This window comes from Mesorhizobium sp. M0983, assembly GCF_040318975.1.
Taxonomy (GTDB): domain Bacteria; phylum Pseudomonadota; class Alphaproteobacteria; order Rhizobiales; family Rhizobiaceae; genus Mesorhizobium.
The window spans coordinates 108097-126408 of the sequence record NZ_JAMYNH010000010.1; the positions used below are offsets into that span (position 1 = coordinate 108097).

An 18312-nucleotide genomic window follows, 5' to 3' on the forward strand; every position below is an offset into this window, starting at 1 on the left:
GTCAGGCTTTTTTCGCGATCAGCGCGCGAACCGCCTCGACCATGTCGCCGACATTCTTCAGATTGCTCCAGGCATCGACCGTGTTCATCTCGATTTCGATGCCATACTCTTCCTCGAGATCGAAGATGATTTCCGTCAGTTCCAGCGAATGGATGCCAAGGGCGGTCAGTTCGGTACTGGTGGTGATTTCCTCGCCGCCCGGCTCGGCATGAGCCTTGATCTTGGCGATGATATCGTTTGCCAGCTGGTCAGCCATTCGGTTTCTTCCCCAACTCTGTCGTTTCCCGACGCCAACTGATCAGCGCCCCTTTTGTCCTCGATTACGTCGTCATCGTCGCCTTTTACCCCCGCCAGGCGCCGATGACCGTACCAAGGTGGCTCCCTCTATAGAAACCGAAACGCTGTCAAGCAACAAGCTATATATCGACAAAGCCGCCGCAGTGCTTAACGTTGGTGTCGTGGACACGATCGCATATAGCTTGAGCTCAGTGCCGCCGGCCCAGCGCGTTGCCGGCGTCGCGCGGCTTGGCTGCGACTGGAACGGAGGCCGCACGCGTCTTCGGCGCTTGTACCAGGACGGCTCGGCCAAGATCCGCATGCCGGCAGTCTCGGCCGATCCGCTCGAAGCTGTCCTGATCAACACTGCCGGTGGGCTGACCGGCGGCGACCGTCTCGCCTGGCAGGTCGATGTCGGTGCCGGCGCCTCCGCAACCATAACAACGCAGGCCTGCGAGAAAATCTACCGCGCCGCATCCGATCGCGCCGAAGTGCGGGTGCAACTGACCGTCGGCGAAGGCGGCCACATTGCCTGGCTGCCGCAGGAAACCATCGTCTTCGACCGCTCGGTCTTTGCCCGCACGCTTGACGTGGAGCTTGCCGCCGGAGCCGAGGCGCTGATCCTGGAGGCTACTGTCTTCGGCCGCCTGGCCATGGGCGAACGGGCAGCGCAAGGCTATTTCCACGACCGCTGGCGCGTCCGCCAGGACGGAGCGCTGGTCCATGCCGAGGAGTTCCGCATCGGGCCCGACATTGCGGCCACCTTGAACCGTACGGCTGTGGCCGGTGGCGGCATCGCCGTGGCGACGCTGCTGATGGTGTCGCCGCGGGCAGAGGCTTTGCTCGAGCCGGCCCGGGGCATGGTCGGCGGCCAGGGCGGCGTCAGTTTCTGGAGTGTGCGGAAATCTGGCAAGCTTCTTGCGAGGCTGTTCGCCGAGGACGGCTACCAGCTCCGCAAGCGGCTGGTGCCGCTTGTCGAATTGCTCAACGGGCGGGCGGGCCTGCCCAAATTATGGTCACTCTGATTTCGATTATGCCACTGCAGGAAAAAGCATGAATCTGACGCCGAGGGAGAAAGACAAGCTGCTGATCGCCATGGCGGCGATCGTGGCCCGCAAGCGGCTCGAACGCGGCGTCAAGCTCAACCACCCGGAAGCGATCGCGCTGATCACCGATTTCGTCGTCGAGGGTGCCCGCGACGGGCGCGCGGTCGCCGAGCTGATGGAGGCCGGCGCCCATGTCGTGACCCGGGCGCAGGTGATGGAAGGCATTGCCGAAATGATCCACGATGTGCAGGTCGAGGCGACGTTTCCCGACGGCACCAAGCTGGTGACCGTGCACGAACCGATCAGATAATCACCAAAGGCGAGGAGAGGAAAATGCTTGAGCTGCGTCCCAACTGCGAATGCTGCGACAAGGATCTGCCGCCCGATGCGACAGATGCGGTGATCTGCACCTTCGAATGCACCTTCTGCGCGGACTGCGCCCAAAACGTGCTCGGCGGCGCCTGTCCGAATTGTGGCGGCAACTTCTCGGCCCGCCCGATCCGTCCGGCAGCGATGCTGAAGAAATATCCGGCCTCGACCCAGCGCATTCTCAAGGCAGAGGGCTGCGGCCCGGCCCGCAAGGCCGCGTGAGAGGCATGATGATCTCGAAGATGGAAGGTACGCCGATGATCCCCGCTACGATGAAACGCACAACGCTGTCGGCGGTCCTGCTGCTGGCGGCAGCTGGGCCAGCCTATGCCCATGTCGGCGACGGCACGGTTTCGTCCTTCACCGCCGGCTTCACCCACCCGCTCTCCGGCCTCGATCACATGACGGTGATGATTGCCGTCGGCCTGTGGGCAGCGCTCAAGGGCGGCAAAGCGATCTGGGCATGGCCGCTGGCTTTCGTGGGCATCATGCTGGCCGGCGGCGCGCTCGGCATCCTGCATGTGCCGATGGCTTTCGTCGAGCCGGCCATATTGGCGTCCGTCGTGGTGCTCGGGCTGCTGGTTGGGCTCGCCGTCGACCTTCCGGTCTCGGCCGGCGTCGCCGTCATCGGCCTGTTCGCGTTGTTCCACGGCTATGCCCACGGCACCGAGGTGCCCGAAAATGCGGGTGGGCTCGGCTACATGGCGGGCTTTGCCGCCGCCACCGCGCTGCTCCACGCCATCGGCATCACTGCCGGTTTCAACCTCGGCTGGCGCTTCCGCGGACTTGCCCGCGTCGCCGGGGCCGCCTGTGCCACGATTGGCGCCGGCCTTGCTTTCGGCGTCCTGTGAGGGCCGCAATGATCCCAGGTGAAATCATCACGGCAAGCGGCGAGATAGAGCTGAACAAGGGTCTGGCGACCGTCACCTTGAAGGTAGCCAACAGCGGCGATCGGCCGATCCAGGTCGGCAGCCATTATCATTTCTTCGAGACCAATGAAGGGCTGAGATTCGATCGCGACCAGGCCCGCGGCATGCGCCTCGACATCGCTGCCGGCACCGCCATGCGCTTCGAGCCGGGGCAGGAGCGTGACGTTACCCTGGTGCCGTTCGGCGGCAAGCGCGAGGTCTACGGATTTCAGCAGAAGATCATGGGCAAGCTGTGAGATCGAAGGCGTCGAGCAGTTTCGGCTCAGCCGGGCGGCTTGGCCGCCGCATAGATGACGACCTTTCCCGGATCGTCGAACTCCACCGCCAGAACGTCCTCGGTTTGCACTCTCCGCGAGTCGATGGCGTTGAACAGCAATGCGTTCGCCTCGATCTCCTTGCGCAGCTCGGCAATGTCGTCCCGATGTTGCCTGACCTTGTTTTCGATCGCCGGCGGCGGGCCGCCTTCGGTGCGCGCGGCGTCGGTAAGAAACACGATATCGACCTTGTCGAGCTTGGACGTCTTGCGCACGACAGCGATGTTTTCACGCGTGCGGTCGATCGCCGAGCTGACCTTGCCGGCTTCCGCATTTGTCTTGGTCTCTTCCTGGCCGACCTCCGAGCCGACGATCCGGTTGACGGTCTCGGCGCTATCGAGGCTCTGCGCGTTCAGCGCGGCGTGCGGAATGCTGGCTGCCAGAAACGCGGTCGCAGCAATCCCATGCAGCCATCTGGTGTCGGAGAAGGTGGTGATTGCCATCGCTCGTTCTCAGGCTCCTTTTCGAGGCTTGTGTCAGGGCGACAGGACCGAAACGTAACTTCCCCTGTGAAGGTTCCCTTTGCGATGCGGCGGGCTGACCGGGCGCCGGCCCGCCGCCTCGCCTCGTCAGCTGGCTTTCTTGGTGATCAGCGTCAGCGCGCCATTGGTGCTCATGCTGGCGGCGATCACCTGCGCCGAGGTGAGTCCTTTCGCTTCGAGCGCGGACTTGACCTCCGGTGTCGCGTCGATCGAGCCGCGCAGCTTCTGCAAATCGGCATCGCTGCGCTTAGCGATCACCTCGTTGACCTTGGCTTGAGTGTCCGCCGGCAGATCCTTGATATCGACGACATTGATCGCCTGAATGGTGGGCGCCTGCGGCTGCGCCCCGGGCGCGGCAGGAGCAGGAGCGGCCGGCGCCGGACTGGGCTGCTGCGCAGGCTGTTGCTGGGCGCTGGCGGCGGTTGCGAGCACCAGCGTGGCGGCGGCTGCCAGAAGGGTCGTTTTGCGCATGGATGTTCCTTTCCATCGATTGGCAAATGGTCGTTTTGGGGTGGCCCGCCCACCTCAACCGCCAAATGGGATCGGAAAGTGTCGCTCAGCGGGTCATTGCGTGACCATAGGATGGCGGCAATGTGGGTCCCGGCTTCGACAAGCGGTATTTTCGGGCTGTATTTCGGGAGCAATTGCTGATGGCTAAAATCACCCGCGCCGCCTATGCGCAGATGTACGGCCCGACCGTTGGCGACAAGGTCCGGCTCGCCGACACCGAACTGTTCATCGAGGTCGAAAAGGATCTCACCCTTTACGGTGAGGAGGTGAAATTCGGCGGCGGCAAGGTCATCCGCGATGGCATGGGCCAGAGCCAGGTTTCGCGCGCGCAAGGCGCGGTCGACACCGTCATCACCAATGCGCTGGTCGTCGATGCCACCGCCGGTATCGTCAAGGCAGATATCGGCCTCAGGGACGGCCGTATCGCCGCGATCGGCAAGGCCGGCAATCCGGATACTCAAGGCGGCGTCACCATCATCATCGGCCCGGGCACCGAGATCATCGCCGGCGAGGGCAAGATCCTGACCGCCGGCGGCTTCGACGCGCATATCCACTTCATCTGCCCGCAGCAGATCGAGGAAGCGCTGATGTCGGGCATCACCACCATGCTCGGCGGCGGCACCGGCCCGGCGCACGGTACGCTGGCCACCACCTGCACGCCTGGGCCGTGGCATCTGGCACGCATGATCCAGTCTTTCGATGCCTTCCCGATGAATATCGGCCTGTCGGGCAAGGGCAACGCGTCGCTGCCTGCCGCGCTCGAGGAGATGGTGCTCGCCGGCGCCTGCTCGCTGAAGCTGCATGAGGACTGGGGCACGACACCGGCTGCAATCGACTGCTGCCTGTCGGTCGCCGACGATTACGACGTGCAGGTGATGATCCACACCGACACGCTGAACGAGTCCGGCTTCGTCGAAAACACGGTGGCGGCGATCAAGGGCCGCACCATCCATGCCTTCCACACCGAAGGCGCCGGCGGCGGCCACGCACCTGATATCATCAAGGTCTGCGGCCTGCCCAACGTCATTCCGTCCTCGACCAATCCGACCCGCCCCTACACGGTCAACACGCTGGCCGAACACCTCGACATGCTGATGGTCTGTCACCATCTGTCGCCGTCGATCCCCGAAGATATCGCCTTTGCCGAAAGCCGCATCCGCAAGGAAACCATCGCCGCCGAAGACATTCTGCACGACATCGGCGCCTTCTCGATCATCTCGTCGGACAGCCAGGCCATGGGCCGCGTCGGCGAAGTCGCGATCCGCACCTGGCAGACCGCCGACAAGATGAAGCGCCAGCGCGGTTCGCTGCCGCAGGAGACCGGCGACAACGACAATTTCCGCGTCCGCCGCTACATCGCCAAATACACCATCAATCCGGCCATCGCGCATGGCCTGTCGAAGGACATTGGCTCGGTGGCGGTGGGAAAACGCGCCGATCTCGTGCTGTGGAATCCGGCGTTCTTCGGCGTCAAGCCGGACATGGTGCTGATCGGCGGCATGATCGCCGCCGCCCCGATGGGCGATCCCAACGCCTCGATCCCGACGCCGCAGCCGATGCACTATCGGCCGATGTTCGGCGCCTATGGCAAGGCGATGACCAATTCGTCGGTGACATTCGTTTCGAAAGCCGCGCTCGACGCCGGCCTGCGCGGCAGGCTCGGCGTCGACAAGCAGATGGTGGCGGTCGAGAATACCCGCGGCGGCATCGGCAAGCATTCGATGGTGCTCAACGACGCCACGCCGCATGTCGAGGTCGACCCCGAAACCTACGAGGTCCGCGCCGACGGCGAGTTGCTCACCTGCGAGCCGGCCACCGTGCTGCCGATGGCGCAACGCTACTTCCTGTTCTGAACCATAGGCGTTAGAACGACCGATGTAGAACATGCCGCGCCAAGCCTATGGACCAGCAACTCCCTTACGCCCACGACATTTTCCCGCATATCCGCATTGTCCTGGGCATGGTGATCGGCCTTGGCGTCACACGGCTGCTGTCGGGGCTCGCCCGCATCGTCCAGCATCCCGGCCAGTACCGGCTCTATCCCGTGCACCTCGCCTGGGTTGCGTCGGTGCTTCTGATGCTGGTGCATTTCTGGTGGTGGGAGTTCGGCCTGTTCCAGATCGAGAATTGGACCTTCGGCAAATACCTGTTCATCATCTTCTACGCCGTCACGCTGTTCCTGGTCTGCGCGCTGCTGTTCCCGGATTCGATGCTGGACTACACCAGCTATGAGGATTTCTTCTATTCGCGCCGGGCCTGGTTCTTCGGCCTGCTGGCGGCGACCTATCTGCTCGACGTGATCGACACGCTGCTGAAAGGGCCGGAGCATTTCGCCCATTTCGGCATCGAATATCTGATCCGCACGCCGGTTTTCGTCGCGCTTTGCGTCATTGCGATCCTGCTGCGCGACCGCCGCTTTCACATCGCCTTTGTCGCCGGCGCGCTCGTCTATCAGATATCGTTCATCCTGCGGCTCTTCGACACGATCGTCTGAGCCCCATTGGGGCGGCGGACCGGATAGTCTAGGCTTTTTGCGAAAGGCAGTCTTACATGAAGCTCGATATTCGCACCGACTTCACCAAATTCCCGCGCGCGGTCTCCGTCCTGGCCGCAGGCGAAGCCGGAACCACTACGCCATATGACAGCGCAGTGCTTGCTCATGACGAGCGGCATCTGCGCCGTCGCGCCATCGAAACGGCCCGTAGCGACAAGGTGCTGGTCGACCTGCCCGAACCGGTGACGTTGAACCATGGTGACCGGCTGGTGCTGGAGGATGGCCGCCAAATCGAGATCATCGCGGCCGCGGAGCCGCTCTACGACATCAGGGCCAGCGATCCTGTCCATCTGGCCGAGCTTGCCTGGCACATCGGCAACCGCCATCTCGCCGCCGCAATCGAAGCTGGGCGCATCCTCATCCTGCGCGACCATGTCATCAAGGCGATGCTGGAGGGATTGGGCGCCATTGTGAGCGACGTCTCCGAGCCGTTCAAGCCGGTGCGCGGCGCTTATTCCGGCCATGGCGGGCACGGCCATGCTCATGCCGAGGCGCATACGCACAGCCACGCCGAAGCGCATTCTCATAGCCATAGCGAATCGCATTCCCACAGCCATTCGCACGACCATGACCATGACTGACCAGCCTTCCAACATTGCATTGTTGCGGCTGATGGCGTGGCTGTCGCCTTCCTTCCCGGTCGGCGGCTTTTCCTACAGCCATGGCCTGGAACAAGCCGTGCATGCCGGGCTGGTTGCCGACAGCAAAGACCTCGCCGCGTGGCTGGAAACGCTGGTCGAGATGGGTTCCGGCTGGAACGATGCGGTGCTGTTTGCCGAAAGCTGGCGCCGGGCGCGCGAAGCCGGCGATCTCGTCGAGGTCGCTGCGCTCGGCGAGGCCTTAGCCGGCTCGCGCGAGCGTCATGCCGAAACCATGCTGCAGGGCGCCGCCTTCCTGAAGGCGGCCTCGGCCTGGCCGTGCCAGGTGCTGGACCGCCTGCCGGCCGAATGTGCCTATTGCGTCGCCGTCGGTGCCGTCGCCGGCGGCCACGGATTTATGCTGCGGGACGCGCTGGGCGCCTTCCTGCAGGCCTTCTTTTCCAACCTCGTCCAGGCAGCGATCCGGCTCGGTGTCGTCGGCCAGAGTGCTGCGATGACGCTGCTCGCCGGCTTCGAGCCGCTGGCCTTGGCGACCGCGGCCCGCGCTACCGGCTCGACGCTCGACGATCTCGGCGGCTGCGCTTTTATCTCCGACATCACGGCGAGTAGGCACGAGACCCAGTATTCGCGGCTGTTCCGCTCATGATCGTCCTCGCTTTCGCCCTCTCGCTGGTTCTGCTGCTGATCACCGCGCTGCATGTCTATTGGGCCATTGGCGGCATCTGGCCGGGCAGGGATGCTGCCTCCTGCGCCCGCGCCGTCATCGGCTTTCATGGCGTCGACGAAATGCCGGCGCCCTTCGCCAGCTTCGCCGTTGCCGCCTGCCTCGGCCTGGCGACACTGTGGCCGATGGCGCTCGAGGGCATCTTTGCCACGCCCTTTCCCAAGGCCGGGCTTGCCGCCACGTCGCTGCTCATCGCGCTGGTTTTCCTGGCGCGCGGCATTGCCGGCTTCACGCCGTGGTGGCGCCGGCTGACGCCCGAGCAACCTTTCGCGCGGCTCGATCTGCGTTATTATTCGCCGCTGTGCCTGCTGATCGGCCTCGGCTTCGCCATCCTTGCCTTCACGGAGTTCCCCGCATGATATCCCCGAACGGCCCTCTTCGCATCGGCATCGGCGGTCCGGTCGGCTCCGGCAAGACGACGCTCACCGAAAAGCTCTGCAAGGCGCTGCGCGACGAGTTCTCGATCGCCGTCGTCACCAACGACATCTACACCAAGGAGGACGCCATGATGCTGGCGCGCCTCCAGGCGCTGCCCGAAGATCGCATCATCGGCGTCGAGACCGGCGGCTGCCCGCACACCGCCATCCGCGAGGACGCCTCGATCAATCTGCAGGCGATTGCCGAAATGACCAAAAAATTCCCGGATCTCGACATCATCTTCATCGAATCGGGCGGCGACAACCTCGCCGCCACCTTCTCGCCGGACCTTGCCGACCTGACGCTCTATGTCATCTCGGTTTGCCAGGGCGAGGAGATTCCGCGCAAGGGCGGACCGGCGATCACCCGGTCCGATTTCCTGGTCATCAACAAGAGCGACCTTGCGCCCTATGTGAACGTCAATCTCGATGTCATGGAGAGCGACGCCGCCCGCATGCGCGGCAAGCGGCCGTTCGGTTTCACCGATCTGTCGCGCGGCAAGGGGCTGCAGGAGGTCATCGATTTTATCGTCGAGCATGGCGGCCTAAGGGTCGGCGCCGCCGCCAGCACGGCGGCGTAAGGCGACAGTGCTCGCCTGCACCAAACGAAATCGGTTGCGGGTGTTCCAGCCGCGCGGCATGCTCGCTCCATTCGCGGAGACATACGATGAGCATCACGCGCCTGCAGAAGGAAGTGCTGACCAACCTGCCGTTCTATGAGGAGCGCGTCGACCTCGCTTGCGCCTTCCGCTGGACGGCGCGGCTCAACATGCACGAGGCGGTGGCCAACCATTTCTCGCTGGCGGTCAACGACGATGGCTCGCAATTCCTGATGAACCCTAACCAGGTGCATTTTTCGCGCATCAAGGCGAGCGACCTGCTTTTGATCGACGCCAATGATCCCGACACGCTGACAGGCCCGAATGCGCCCGACCCGACGGCATGGGGCCTGCACCGCGCCATCCATCGCAACGTGCGTCATGCGCGCTGCGTCATGCATGTCCACTCGATCCACGCCACCGTGCTTGCCTCGCTCGCCGACTCGACGCTGCCGCCGGTCGACCAGAACTCGGCGATCTTCTTCAACCGCCATGTCGTCGACGCTCATTATGGCGGGCTGGCCCTCGAGGAAGAGGGCGAGCGCTGCTCGCAGCTTCTTGTCGACCCGAAGGTCAAGGTGATGGTGATGGGCAACCATGGCGTGCTGGTCATCGGCGACAGCGTCGCCGACACCTTCAACCGCATGTTCTATTTCGAGCGCGCCGCCGAAACCTATATCAAGGCGCTGTGGACCGGCCGGCCGCTGCGGGTACTGTCGGATGAGATCGCAGAGAAAGCGGCAAGGGAACAGGAAGACTATCCCGGCCAGGCCGAACGCCACCTCTCCGAACTGAAGGCTATCCTCGACGAGCAGGAGCCTGTCTACCGGTACTGAGCTGCGCCCTTCTCCCCGTCGCTATACGGGGAGAAGGTGCCGGCAGGCGGATGAGGGGCAGCGCAAGCGCCCGAAAGCCTGCGACGAACTCAAAACTCGGCCTGCCAGTGATCTCAATGCGCCCGGAAAGGGGCGTTAATTGTCAAGCTCGGCGCCGCCCCTCATCGCCCTGCCGGGCACTTCTCCCCGTACAATGACGGGGAGAAGGACGCTGTCATCGCTGGTTTCGCCAATCATCGGCGTTGCAGGAAGTCTAGCTTGAGGCGGCCTTTTCAGCCAAGCTTAAAGTCCCAGATGGGCTCGCAATTCGTCGGCGCTGTTGATGACAATCGCGCCCGGCGGCCCTTCCATCGGCGCCTCCGGCCAGAAGACCGTCTTCATTCCCGCCGCCAGCCCCGCCGTGGCGCCGGTCATGCTGTCGTCGACCGCTACGGCCTCGGCGGGATCGACGCCGGCCAGCCAGGCGGCGCGCAGGAATGGCTCGGGATGCGGCTTGCCTTCGCGCACGTCGTTGCGGCTGATGGTCTTCATGCCGGGGTAGAAAAGGCCGACCGCACGCAGATTGGCGTCGACGATCAGCCTGTCCGAATTGGACACCACCGCCTGCTCCACGCCAAGCTTGCGCAGCTCGTTGAAAATCTCGATCGCGCCGCTGCGTGGCCTCAGCGTTTGCGCCATCGGCAGATAGTGATCGTATTTGCGCACGATCCAGTCGTCGAAAGGCAGGTCGAGGCCGAACTCGTCGCGCAGCATCTCGTAGACCGGCCATGCGGCGATGCCGAGCACCCGCTCATGCAGGTCGGTTGGCGGGGCGATGCCAACGCTGTGCAGCGCCGCAATCAGCGCCGCCTCGTGCAGCGGTTCGCTGTCGACCAGCGTGCCGTCCATATCCCAGAAAACCGCTTTCAGCGTCATGCAAGGCTCCATTCTCCAAAATCCCTTAAAGCGTTTAGCGTGGGAGATAAACCGCCGCGGCTGCGAGAACTGAGCCCGTGCGACCAACACTGCCCGGATTATTTTGAGAGACTGCGTCGGCGATGGCCGCCTCGCTTGAAATACCAGATCCGGGACCTAAGCAATTGCTCTTGCAATAGGCAATTGCGCGCAAGTTCATTCCCTGCGAAACTATGAGGCTCCGCCCCTTATGGTCGGCGGAGTAGGGAGGCAGGACCTTGAATTCGCGGCAGGATAGCGGCGGCAACAGGCTGGACGATGCGGCGCGCGCCGGCTGGCTCTATTATGTCGCAGGCAACACCCAGGACCAGATCGCCGCCACGCTTGGCATCTCGCGGCAGACGGCGCAGCGGCTGGTGTCGCTCGCGGTCTCCGAAGGGTTGATCAAGGTGCGCGTCGACCATCCGATCGCCAATTGCCTCGACCTTGCGGCACGGCTGAAATCGCGCTTTGCGCTTGATCTGGTCGAGGTGGTGCCGAGCGACCCTTCTTCGTCCTCCACCGTCATCGGGGTCGCGGAGGCGGCGGCGGCGGAGATCGAACGGCGGCTGCGGTCGCCCACACCGATCGTCATGGCGATCGGCACCGGCCGCACGCTGAAGGCCGCGATCGAGCAGCTGCCGCCGATGGAATGCCCGCAGCACAAGGTGGTGTCGCTGACCGGCAATATCTCGCCAGACGGTTCGGCGGCCTTCTACAACGTCATCTTCACCATGGCCGACAGGGTCAAGGCGCGCTCGTTTCCGATGCCTTTGCCGGTCATCGCCTCCTCGCCGGAGGAGCGCGAGATGCTGCTCAGCCAGCCGATGATCCAGCCGACGCTGGCGCTTGCGGCCGAGGCCGACGTCACCTTTGTCGGCATCGGCGATCTTGGCCCGAAGGCGCCGCTTTACGAGGACGGCTTCATTTCGGAGGGTGAATTGAAGGCGCTGCAGAAGGCCGGCGGCGTCGCCGAGATCGTCGGCTGGGTATTCGATCGTGACGGCCGCATGATCGAGGGCATCACCAACGACCGGGTCTCGTCGGCACCGCTGCCGTCGCGCGAAAAGTCGCTGGTGATCGCGCTTGCCATGGGCGACCGCAAGCTGCCGGGCATCTTCGCCGCCGTCAACCGGCGGCTGGTCAACGGCCTCATCACCGATGAGCGGACCGCCGCCGCCTTGCTGGCCGGCGCATGATCTCAGAGCCGCTGGCGGTCGGAAACGATCAGGTGAAATCGAAACGCAGCTGAACCCTCGATAAAACGAGCGACATTATTGGTGCCGGCCACAAGGATCGTTGCCGTCGAGGAAGCCCATGTCGCGCTGGAGATGCGGCGGCAGTTCCCGGACGTCGAGATAGGCCCGTTTCCGCGCCGCGTGCCTTGCCAATCCCCGCGCCAGCCGTGAAAACCAGCCATGGGCTGGAGCAAGAAGCAGCTTTTCCTGTAATGTGGTCATGATCGTCAGCCTTCGCTATCTCTAGGCGTAATTGATCTTCAACACGGAATATCGGTAGGACCGGCCGGTGCCGCCAATCAAACGTCGATCATTGCCCATAAGGAGGGCTTATGCCGGAGCTCAATTCACGACAGCTGGTTTCGCAGCTTCCTCCGCTTCAGGCGATCCGGGTGTTCGAGGCGGTGGCGCGGCATCTCTCGTTCACCAAGGCCGCCCAGGAGCTTGGCATGACGCAGGCGGCGGCAAGCTATCAGATCAAGCTTTTGGAGGAGCGCATCGGCGCACCCTTGTTCCTGCGCCAGCCAAAACAGATCGTGCTGACCGAACCTGGCCAACGCCTGGCGCCCGCGGTCAGCGAAGCGTTCGCGCTGTTGAGCGGCGCCTATGCCGCCGCGCGCACCGGCGCCGATGGCGTGCTTTGCGTTTCGACGCTGCTGACCTTTGCCTCCAATTGGCTGGCGCAGCATCTCGGCTCGTTCCAGGTCGCGCATCCGTCGCTGGCGGTGCGCGTCGATACCTCGAACAGGGTTGTCGACTTTGCCAGAGAGGATATCGACATCGCCATCCGCTCCGGCGGCGGCAATTGGCCGGGCGTCGAGACCCATATGCTGTTCCGGGCCGACTTCACGCCGGTCCTTAGTCCAAAGCTCGCGGCAAGCATCGGCGGCGTCAACGAACCGGCCGACCTGCTACGGCTGCCGATCCTCGACCCGGGCGACATCTGGTGGCGGGACTGGTTTGCCGCCGCCGGCCTGCCGGTCGCGGAATTGGCCAAACGCACCGGCACCAGCATGGGCGCGCAGGCCTACGAGGCCAATGCCGCGATTGCCGGCCACGGCGTGGCGATCGTCACCAAGGCGCTGTTCAAGACCGAACTTGCCGACGGCCGCCTGATTCAGCCCTTCGATCTTGTTGGTGACGACGGCCATGCCTATTGGCTGGTCTACCCGACAGCGCGGCGCAACGTGCCGAAGATCCGCGCCTTTCGTGATTGGATCCTGAACGAGATCGCTTGCCAGTAGGCCGAATCCAGGCCACCCGGACAGCAAAGCTCCGGCTTTTGACGGCGCGATGAGCCCGACCCAACCCTTCTCCACATATACCGCGAGTGTCCCAGGCTTGCCGCTGCACGAGACCGCGTGCTGCGCTGCAGCAACGAATCCGGCTTGACATAATTTGCGGCAAGTGAGTAATTGCTCACAGCCAAGGCAAATGCTCATCTTGGTTCATGGGAGGAATTTTGATGAAACTTCGCACGTTCACCCTAGGCCTGTTGCCGGCCAGCGCGCTTGCTTTCGCCGCGCATGCCGAATCCATCACCATCGCCACGGTCAACAATGGCGACATGGTCCGCATGCAGAAGCTGACCGACGACTTCACCGCAACGAATCCCGACATCCAGCTGCAGTGGGTCACGCTCGAGGAAAATGTCCTGCGCGAGCGCGTCACCACCGACATCGCCACCAAGGGCGGCCAATACGACGTGATGACCATCGGCACCTACGAGGTGCCGATCTGGGCCAAGCAGAGCTGGCTCCTGCCGCTCGACAAGCTCGGCGACGACTATGACGTCAAGGACATCATCCCGGCCATTGCCGGCGGCTTGTCGGTCGACGGCAAGCTCTACGCCGCGCCGTTCTACGGCGAAAGCTCCTTCGTCATGTACCGCAAGGATCTGATGGAAAAGGCCGGGCTCAAGATGCCCGATGCACCGACCTGGGACTTCATCAAGCAGGCTGCCGACAAGATGACCGACCGCGCCAACGGCGTGAACGGCGTCTGCCTGCGCGGCAAGGCCGGCTGGGGCGAGAACATGGCCTTCCTGACCGCCATGTCGAACTCGTTCGGCGCGCGCTGGTTCGACGAGAACTGGAAGCCGCAATTCGACCAGCCCGAGTGGAAGAACACGCTGCAGTTCTATGTCGACCTGATGAAGGCCGATGGCCCCGAGGGCGCATCATCCAACGGCTTCAACGAAAACCTGGCGCTATTCCAGCAGGGCAAATGCGGCATGTGGATCGACGCCACCGTCGCTGCTTCCTTCGTCTCTGATCCGAAGAACTCCACCGTCGCCGACAAGGTTGGCTATGCGCTGGCGCCGGACAATGGCCTCGGCAAGCGCGGCAACTGGCTGTGGGCCTGGTCGCTGGCCATCCCCGCCGGCACGCAGAAGGCCGACGCCGCTCAAAAGTTCGTATCCTGGGCTACCAGCAAGCATTATGCCGAGCTCGTCGCCTCGAAGGAAGGCTGGGCCAACGTTCCGCCGGGAACGCGCTCCTCGCTCTATGCCAATCCCGAGTACCAGAAGGCAGCACCTTTCGCCAAGATGACGCTGGACTCGATCAACTCCGCCGATCCGACGCATCCGACCGTCAAGCCGGTGCCTTATGTCGGCGTCCAGTTCGTCGCCATTCCTGAGTTCCAGGGCCTCGGCACCACTGTCGGCCAGCTCTTCTCGGCGGCACTTGCCGGCCAGTCGAGCGTCGACGACGCCCTGAAGCAGGCGCAGGACGCCGCCACCGCGACGATGACCGAGGGCGGTTACATCAAGTAGGCTCCTCCCGGTGCCGGTTGCCAATGGCGACCGGCAACGGCCGCCCGAATCCCAGTTCGGGCGGCCGGCTTTCACACCGCTGAAAACTTGGCTGACCTCGAAGGGTGACCGTCATGGCTACTCAGCAGACCCGTTCGCTTGCCCGCTTCATGATGGCGCCATCCGTGGTGCTGCTGCTGGTTTGGATGATTGTACCGCTGGCATTCACACTGTGGTTCTCCTTCCAGCAGTACAATCCGCTCAATCCGATGCGCGACGGCTTCGTCGGGTTTTCGAACTACGCGCTGTTCTATTCCAACCCGGCATTCCTGCAGTCGATCCTCAACACGCTCACCATCGTCGTCAGCGTGCTTTTGATCACGGTGATCGGCGGTATCTTGCTGGCCCTTCTGCTCGATCAGCCGATGTGGGGACAGGGCATCGTCCGCATCCTCGTCATCTCGCCGTTCTTCGTCATGCCGCCGGTGGCGGCACTGGTCTGGAAGAACATGATCATGCATCCGCAATACGGCGTCTTCGCCGATATTGCGCGCTTCTTCGGCGGGCAGCCGATCGACTGGTTCGGGCAGCATCCGCTTTTGGCGATCATCATCATCGTCGCCTGGCAGTGGCTGCCGTTTGCGACGCTGATCCTGTTGACCGCGCTTCAGTCGCTCGACGGCGAGCAGAAGGAAGCCGCCGAAATGGACGGCGCCGGCTTCATCAGCCGCTTCATCTATTTGACGCTGCCGCATATGTCGCGCGCCATAACCGTGGTCATCCTGATCCAGACGATCTTCCTTCTGTCGGTCTATGCCGAGATCCTCGTCACCACCAATGGCGGCCCGGGTTATGCCTCCACCAACCTGCCCTTCCTCGTCTACCAGAAGGCATTGCTGGAGTTCAAAATCGGCCAGGCGTCCGCCGGCGGTATCATCGCAGTCATTCTCGCCAACATCGTCGCCTTCTTCGCCATGCGCGCCGTCGGCAAGAATTTGGATAAATAAGGGAGGAAACGATGGCACGTGCAGTCACCACCCAGCACAAGACGATTGCGACCGCGGCCGCCTGGATCGTCGCGCTGCTGATCTTCTTCCCGATCCTCTATACGATCATCACTTCGTTCAAATCGGAGCAGGAGGCCATCCAAGGCTTCAACCTGTTCCCGTCGGGAACCACGGAGAGCTATTCCGAGGTCCAGGCGCAGAACGGTTATTTCAAATTCTTCTTGAACTCGGTGTTCCTGTCGGTCGGCTCGACCGTCCTGGCTCTGCTTGTCGCCGTACCGGCGGCATGGTCGATGGCGTTTTCGCCAAGCAAACGCACCAAGGACATCCTGATGTGGATGCTTTCCACCAAGATGATGCCGGCCGTCGCCGTGCTGTTCCCGATCTATCTGATCTTCCGCGACACCGGACTGCTCGACAGCCGCATCGGCCTGATGGTCATGCTGATGCTGATCAACCTGCCGATCGTGGTCTGGATGCTCTACACCTACTTCCGCGAGATCCCGGGAGAGATCCTGGAAGCGGCGCGCATGGACGGCGCATCGCTCTGGAACGAGATCATCTACGTGCTGACGCCGATGGCGGTGCCGGGCATCGCCTCGACCATGCTGCTCAACATCATTCTCGCCTGGAACGAGGCGTTCTGGACGATCCGGCTGACCACCACTGAGGCAGCGCCGCTCACCGCCTTCATCAGCTCCTTCTCCAGTCCGCAGGGGCTGTTCTGGGCCAAGCTTTCGGCCGCCTCGACACTGGCGATCGCGCCGATCCTGATCATGGGCTGGTTCAGCCAGAAGCAGCTGGTCCGCGGCCTGACGTTTGGGGCGGTAAAGTAACGGGCATCGCCTGACGCAAAACGAAAAACAGCCCTTCGGGGGAGGAAATCATGGGAAACATCACGCTCAAGAACGTCTCCAAATCCTTCGGGGCGACGTCCATCATCCCCGGCCTCGACCTGGTCATCGAGAACGGCGAGTTCGTCGTCTTCGTCGGCCCGTCGGGCTGCGGCAAGTCCACGCTGTTGCGTCTGATTGCCGGCCTGGAGGACACCAGCGGCGGCACCATCATCATCGATGGCCGCGACGTCACCGGCGAGGCGCCGGCCAAGCGCAAGCTGGCCATGGTGTTCCAGTCCTATGCGCTTTACCCGCATATGACGGTGGCCAAGAACATCGCTTTCCCCCTGAAGATGGCGGGCGAGGACCAGGCGACCATCGACAAGAAGGTGAAGGACGCCGCCCGCATCTTGAACCTCACCAACTACCTAGATCGCCGCCCCGGCCAGCTCTCCGGCGGCCAGCGGCAGCGCGTCGCCATCGGCCGCGCCATCGTGCGCCAGCCTTCCGCCTTCCTGTTCGACGAGCCTTTGTCCAATCTCGACGCGGCACTGCGCGGCACCATGCGGCTGGAGATCAGCGAGCTGCACCACCAGCTCAAGACCACCATGGTCTACGTCACCCACGACCAGATCGAGGCGATGACCATGGCCGACAAGATCGTCGTGCTCAACGCCGGCAATATCGAGCAGGTCGGCTCGCCGATGGAGCTCTACAAGACGCCGAAGAATCTGTTCGTCGCCGGTTTCATCGGCTCGCCGAAGATGAACCTGATCGAAGGCGAGCCGGCCGCCAAATATGGCGCCAGGACAGTCGGCATCCGCCCGGAGCATATGAACATTTCGAAGACGTCAGGCGACTGGAAGGCGACCGTCGGCGTTGCCGAACATCTCGGCTCCGACACGTTTTTGCACGTCCAGGCGGATGGTGTCGGGCAGCTGACGGTGCGTGCCGACGGCGAACTTGCCGCCCATCACGGCGACACAATCTATCTGACACCGGACAAGACCAAGCTGCATCGTTTTGGCACCGATGGGAAGGCGATGCTGCAATGAGGCTCGGAGGTAAATCGGCGCTGATCACCGGATCGGCGCGCGGCATCGGCAGGGCGTTTGCCGAAGCCTACATGCGGGAGGGCGCGACCGTCGCCATCGGCGACATCAATCTCGAGGCTGCCGAGAAGACGGCTTCGGAAATCGGCGGCAACGCCTACGCGGTGAAGCTGGACGTCACCGATCTCGCGTCGATAGATGCGGCTGTCAAGGCGGTCGAAACCAGAGCCGGCGGCCTCGATATTTTGATCAACAACGCTGCGCTGTTCGACCTGGCGCCGATCGTCGAGATCAGCAAGGCAAGCTACGACAAATTGTTCTCGGTCAACGTCGCCGGCACACTGTTTACGCTTCAGGTTGCGGCCCGTTCGATGATTGCCCGCGGCAAGGGCGGCAAGATCATCAACATGGCAAGCCAGGCCGGGCGCCGCGGCGAGGCGCTGGTCGCCGTCTACTGCGCCACCAAGGCGGCGGTCATCTCGCTCACCCAGTCGGCAGGGCTCGACCTGATCAAGCACCGCATCAACGTCAATGCCATCGCCCCGGGTGTCGTCGACGGCGAGCACTGGGACCATGTCGATGCCTTGTTCGCCAAGTTCGAGAACCGGCCGAGGGGCGAGAAGAAGAGACTGGTCGGCGAAGCCGTGCCTTATGGCCGCATGGGCACGGCGCAAGACCTCACCGGCATGGCGGTGTTCCTGGCCAGCGATGAGGCCGAATACATCGTTGCCCAGACCTACAATGTCGATGGCGGCCAGTGGATGAGTTGAGGGGGCGAAGGCGCTCTTCTCCCCGTCTCCTCCAACGGGGGGAAGAGCCGTCCCGCTAAAGGGTAAA

24 protein-coding genes are annotated in these 18312 nt (G+C 63.3%); 19 read left to right on the forward strand and 5 right to left on the reverse strand.

All coding sequences use genetic code 11. From position 1 onward, the window contains the following. Position 1: 1 nt before the first annotated feature. Positions 2-256: an acyl carrier protein gene (locus NKH71_RS19545; protein WP_023677013.1), complete on the reverse strand. Its 255-nt coding sequence runs from the start codon at positions 254-256 to the stop codon at positions 2-4. Between the two features lie 223 nt (positions 257-479). Between NKH71_RS19545 and NKH71_RS19550 the strand changes: the two genes are divergently transcribed. From NKH71_RS19550 to NKH71_RS19570, 5 genes are read left to right on the forward strand one after another with little or no spacing between them, the layout of a single operon-like run. Continuing rightward, positions 480-1301, forward strand: coding sequence for an urease accessory protein UreD (locus NKH71_RS19550; RefSeq protein ID WP_502896922.1), 822 nt, complete (start codon positions 480-482; stop codon positions 1299-1301). Positions 1302-1329: 28 nt separating this feature from the next. Further along, positions 1330-1632: an urease subunit gamma gene (locus NKH71_RS19555; RefSeq protein WP_023677011.1), complete on the forward strand. Its 303-nt coding sequence runs from the start codon at positions 1330-1332 to the stop codon at positions 1630-1632. A 23-nt stretch (positions 1633-1655) separates the two neighbouring features. Next, positions 1656-1913 (forward strand): DUF1272 domain-containing protein, encoded by a 258-nt coding sequence (locus NKH71_RS19560; protein WP_023722547.1) that lies wholly within the window; start codon positions 1656-1658, stop codon positions 1911-1913. 35 nt (positions 1914-1948) lie between these two features. Beyond that, a complete protein-coding gene (locus NKH71_RS19565; RefSeq protein ID WP_352791974.1) occupies positions 1949-2542 on the forward strand; it encodes a HupE/UreJ family protein in 594 nt (197 codons plus the stop codon). A gap of 8 nt (positions 2543-2550) precedes the next feature. Further along, entirely contained in the window at positions 2551-2856 is a 306-nt protein-coding gene (locus NKH71_RS19570; protein ID WP_023722545.1) for an urease subunit beta, read from the forward strand. Between the two features lie 26 nt (positions 2857-2882). Here NKH71_RS19570 and NKH71_RS19575 read toward each other — a convergent pair whose 3' ends face one another. After that, complete coding sequence (locus tag NKH71_RS19575; RefSeq protein WP_023722544.1) at positions 2883-3377, reverse strand: hypothetical protein; 495 nt, start codon at positions 3375-3377, stop codon at positions 2883-2885. 126 nt (positions 3378-3503) lie between these two features. After that, positions 3504-3887, reverse strand: a complete 384-nt coding sequence (locus NKH71_RS19580; RefSeq protein WP_023722543.1) for a hypothetical protein — start codon at positions 3885-3887, stop codon at positions 3504-3506. Positions 3888-4066: 179 nt separating this feature from the next. Here NKH71_RS19580 and ureC point away from each other — a divergent pair, with 179 nt between their 5' ends. The 7 genes from ureC to NKH71_RS19615 all read left to right on the forward strand — a co-directional run bounded on the left by ureC (position 4067) and on the right by NKH71_RS19615 (position 9654). Next, complete coding sequence (gene ureC / locus NKH71_RS19585; RefSeq protein ID WP_502895920.1) at positions 4067-5779, forward strand: urease subunit alpha; 1713 nt, start codon at positions 4067-4069, stop codon at positions 5777-5779. 47 nt (positions 5780-5826) lie between these two features. Continuing rightward, the gene (locus NKH71_RS19590) at positions 5827-6420 is read left to right on the forward strand and encodes a hypothetical protein (RefSeq protein WP_352791969.1); all 594 of its coding nucleotides are present in this window, start codon (positions 5827-5829) and stop codon (positions 6418-6420) included. A 56-nt stretch (positions 6421-6476) separates the two neighbouring features. Further along, positions 6477-7061 carry an urease accessory protein UreE gene (gene ureE, locus NKH71_RS19595; protein ID WP_352481503.1) on the forward strand — a complete coding sequence of 195 codons (585 nt, stop codon included), beginning with the start codon at positions 6477-6479 and terminating at the stop codon, positions 7059-7061. Continuing rightward, positions 7054-7725 carry an urease accessory protein UreF gene (locus NKH71_RS19600; protein WP_352495055.1) on the forward strand — a complete coding sequence of 224 codons (672 nt, stop codon included), beginning with the start codon at positions 7054-7056 and terminating at the stop codon, positions 7723-7725. The genes ureE and NKH71_RS19600 overlap by 8 nt, the downstream gene beginning before the upstream one ends. Continuing rightward, positions 7722-8162 (forward strand): DUF3995 domain-containing protein, encoded by a 441-nt coding sequence (locus tag NKH71_RS19605; protein ID WP_023722538.1) that lies wholly within the window; start codon positions 7722-7724, stop codon positions 8160-8162. The genes NKH71_RS19600 and NKH71_RS19605 overlap by 4 nt, the downstream gene beginning before the upstream one ends. Then, a complete protein-coding gene (gene ureG, locus NKH71_RS19610; protein ID WP_352791970.1) occupies positions 8159-8800 on the forward strand; it encodes an urease accessory protein UreG in 642 nt (213 codons plus the stop codon). The genes NKH71_RS19605 and ureG overlap by 4 nt, the downstream gene beginning before the upstream one ends. A gap of 86 nt (positions 8801-8886) precedes the next feature. Next, positions 8887-9654, forward strand: a complete 768-nt coding sequence (locus NKH71_RS19615; protein ID WP_352791971.1) for a class II aldolase and adducin N-terminal domain-containing protein — start codon at positions 8887-8889, stop codon at positions 9652-9654. A 282-nt stretch (positions 9655-9936) separates the two neighbouring features. Here NKH71_RS19615 and NKH71_RS19620 read toward each other — a convergent pair whose 3' ends face one another. After that, entirely contained in the window at positions 9937-10569 is a 633-nt protein-coding gene (locus NKH71_RS19620; protein ID WP_023722534.1) for an HAD family hydrolase, read from the reverse strand. A 257-nt stretch (positions 10570-10826) separates the two neighbouring features. On the opposite strand from NKH71_RS19620, the gene NKH71_RS19625 reads away from it, so the two are divergent. Next, a complete protein-coding gene (locus NKH71_RS19625; RefSeq protein ID WP_023722533.1) occupies positions 10827-11786 on the forward strand; it encodes a sugar-binding transcriptional regulator in 960 nt (319 codons plus the stop codon). Positions 11787-11861: 75 nt separating this feature from the next. Here NKH71_RS19625 and NKH71_RS19630 read toward each other — a convergent pair whose 3' ends face one another. After that, on the reverse strand, positions 11862-12047 hold the full coding sequence (locus NKH71_RS19630; protein WP_352495054.1) for a hypothetical protein: 186 nt from the start codon (positions 12045-12047) through the stop codon (positions 11862-11864). Positions 12048-12157: 110 nt separating this feature from the next. Between NKH71_RS19630 and gcvA the strand changes: the two genes are divergently transcribed. The 6 genes from gcvA to NKH71_RS19660 all read left to right on the forward strand — a co-directional run bounded on the left by gcvA (position 12158) and on the right by NKH71_RS19660 (position 18245). After that, positions 12158-13069 (forward strand): transcriptional regulator GcvA, encoded by a 912-nt coding sequence (gcvA, locus tag NKH71_RS19635; RefSeq protein WP_023722531.1) that lies wholly within the window; start codon positions 12158-12160, stop codon positions 13067-13069. Positions 13070-13290: 221 nt separating this feature from the next. Further along, entirely contained in the window at positions 13291-14601 is a 1311-nt protein-coding gene (locus NKH71_RS19640; protein WP_352495053.1) for an ABC transporter substrate-binding protein, read from the forward strand. Between the two features lie 113 nt (positions 14602-14714). Next, entirely contained in the window at positions 14715-15587 is an 873-nt protein-coding gene (locus NKH71_RS19645) for a carbohydrate ABC transporter permease (protein WP_031195183.1), read from the forward strand. 11 nt (positions 15588-15598) lie between these two features. Next, on the forward strand, positions 15599-16423 hold the full coding sequence (locus NKH71_RS19650; protein WP_352484354.1) for a carbohydrate ABC transporter permease: 825 nt from the start codon (positions 15599-15601) through the stop codon (positions 16421-16423). Between the two features lie 50 nt (positions 16424-16473). Next, positions 16474-17478: an ABC transporter ATP-binding protein gene (locus tag NKH71_RS19655; RefSeq protein WP_352895282.1), complete on the forward strand. Its 1005-nt coding sequence runs from the start codon at positions 16474-16476 to the stop codon at positions 17476-17478. Beyond that, complete coding sequence (locus NKH71_RS19660) at positions 17475-18245, forward strand: L-iditol 2-dehydrogenase (protein WP_352484352.1); 771 nt, start codon at positions 17475-17477, stop codon at positions 18243-18245. Before NKH71_RS19655 ends, NKH71_RS19660 begins: the two co-directional genes overlap by 4 nt. Positions 18246-18312 lie beyond the last annotated feature (67 nt).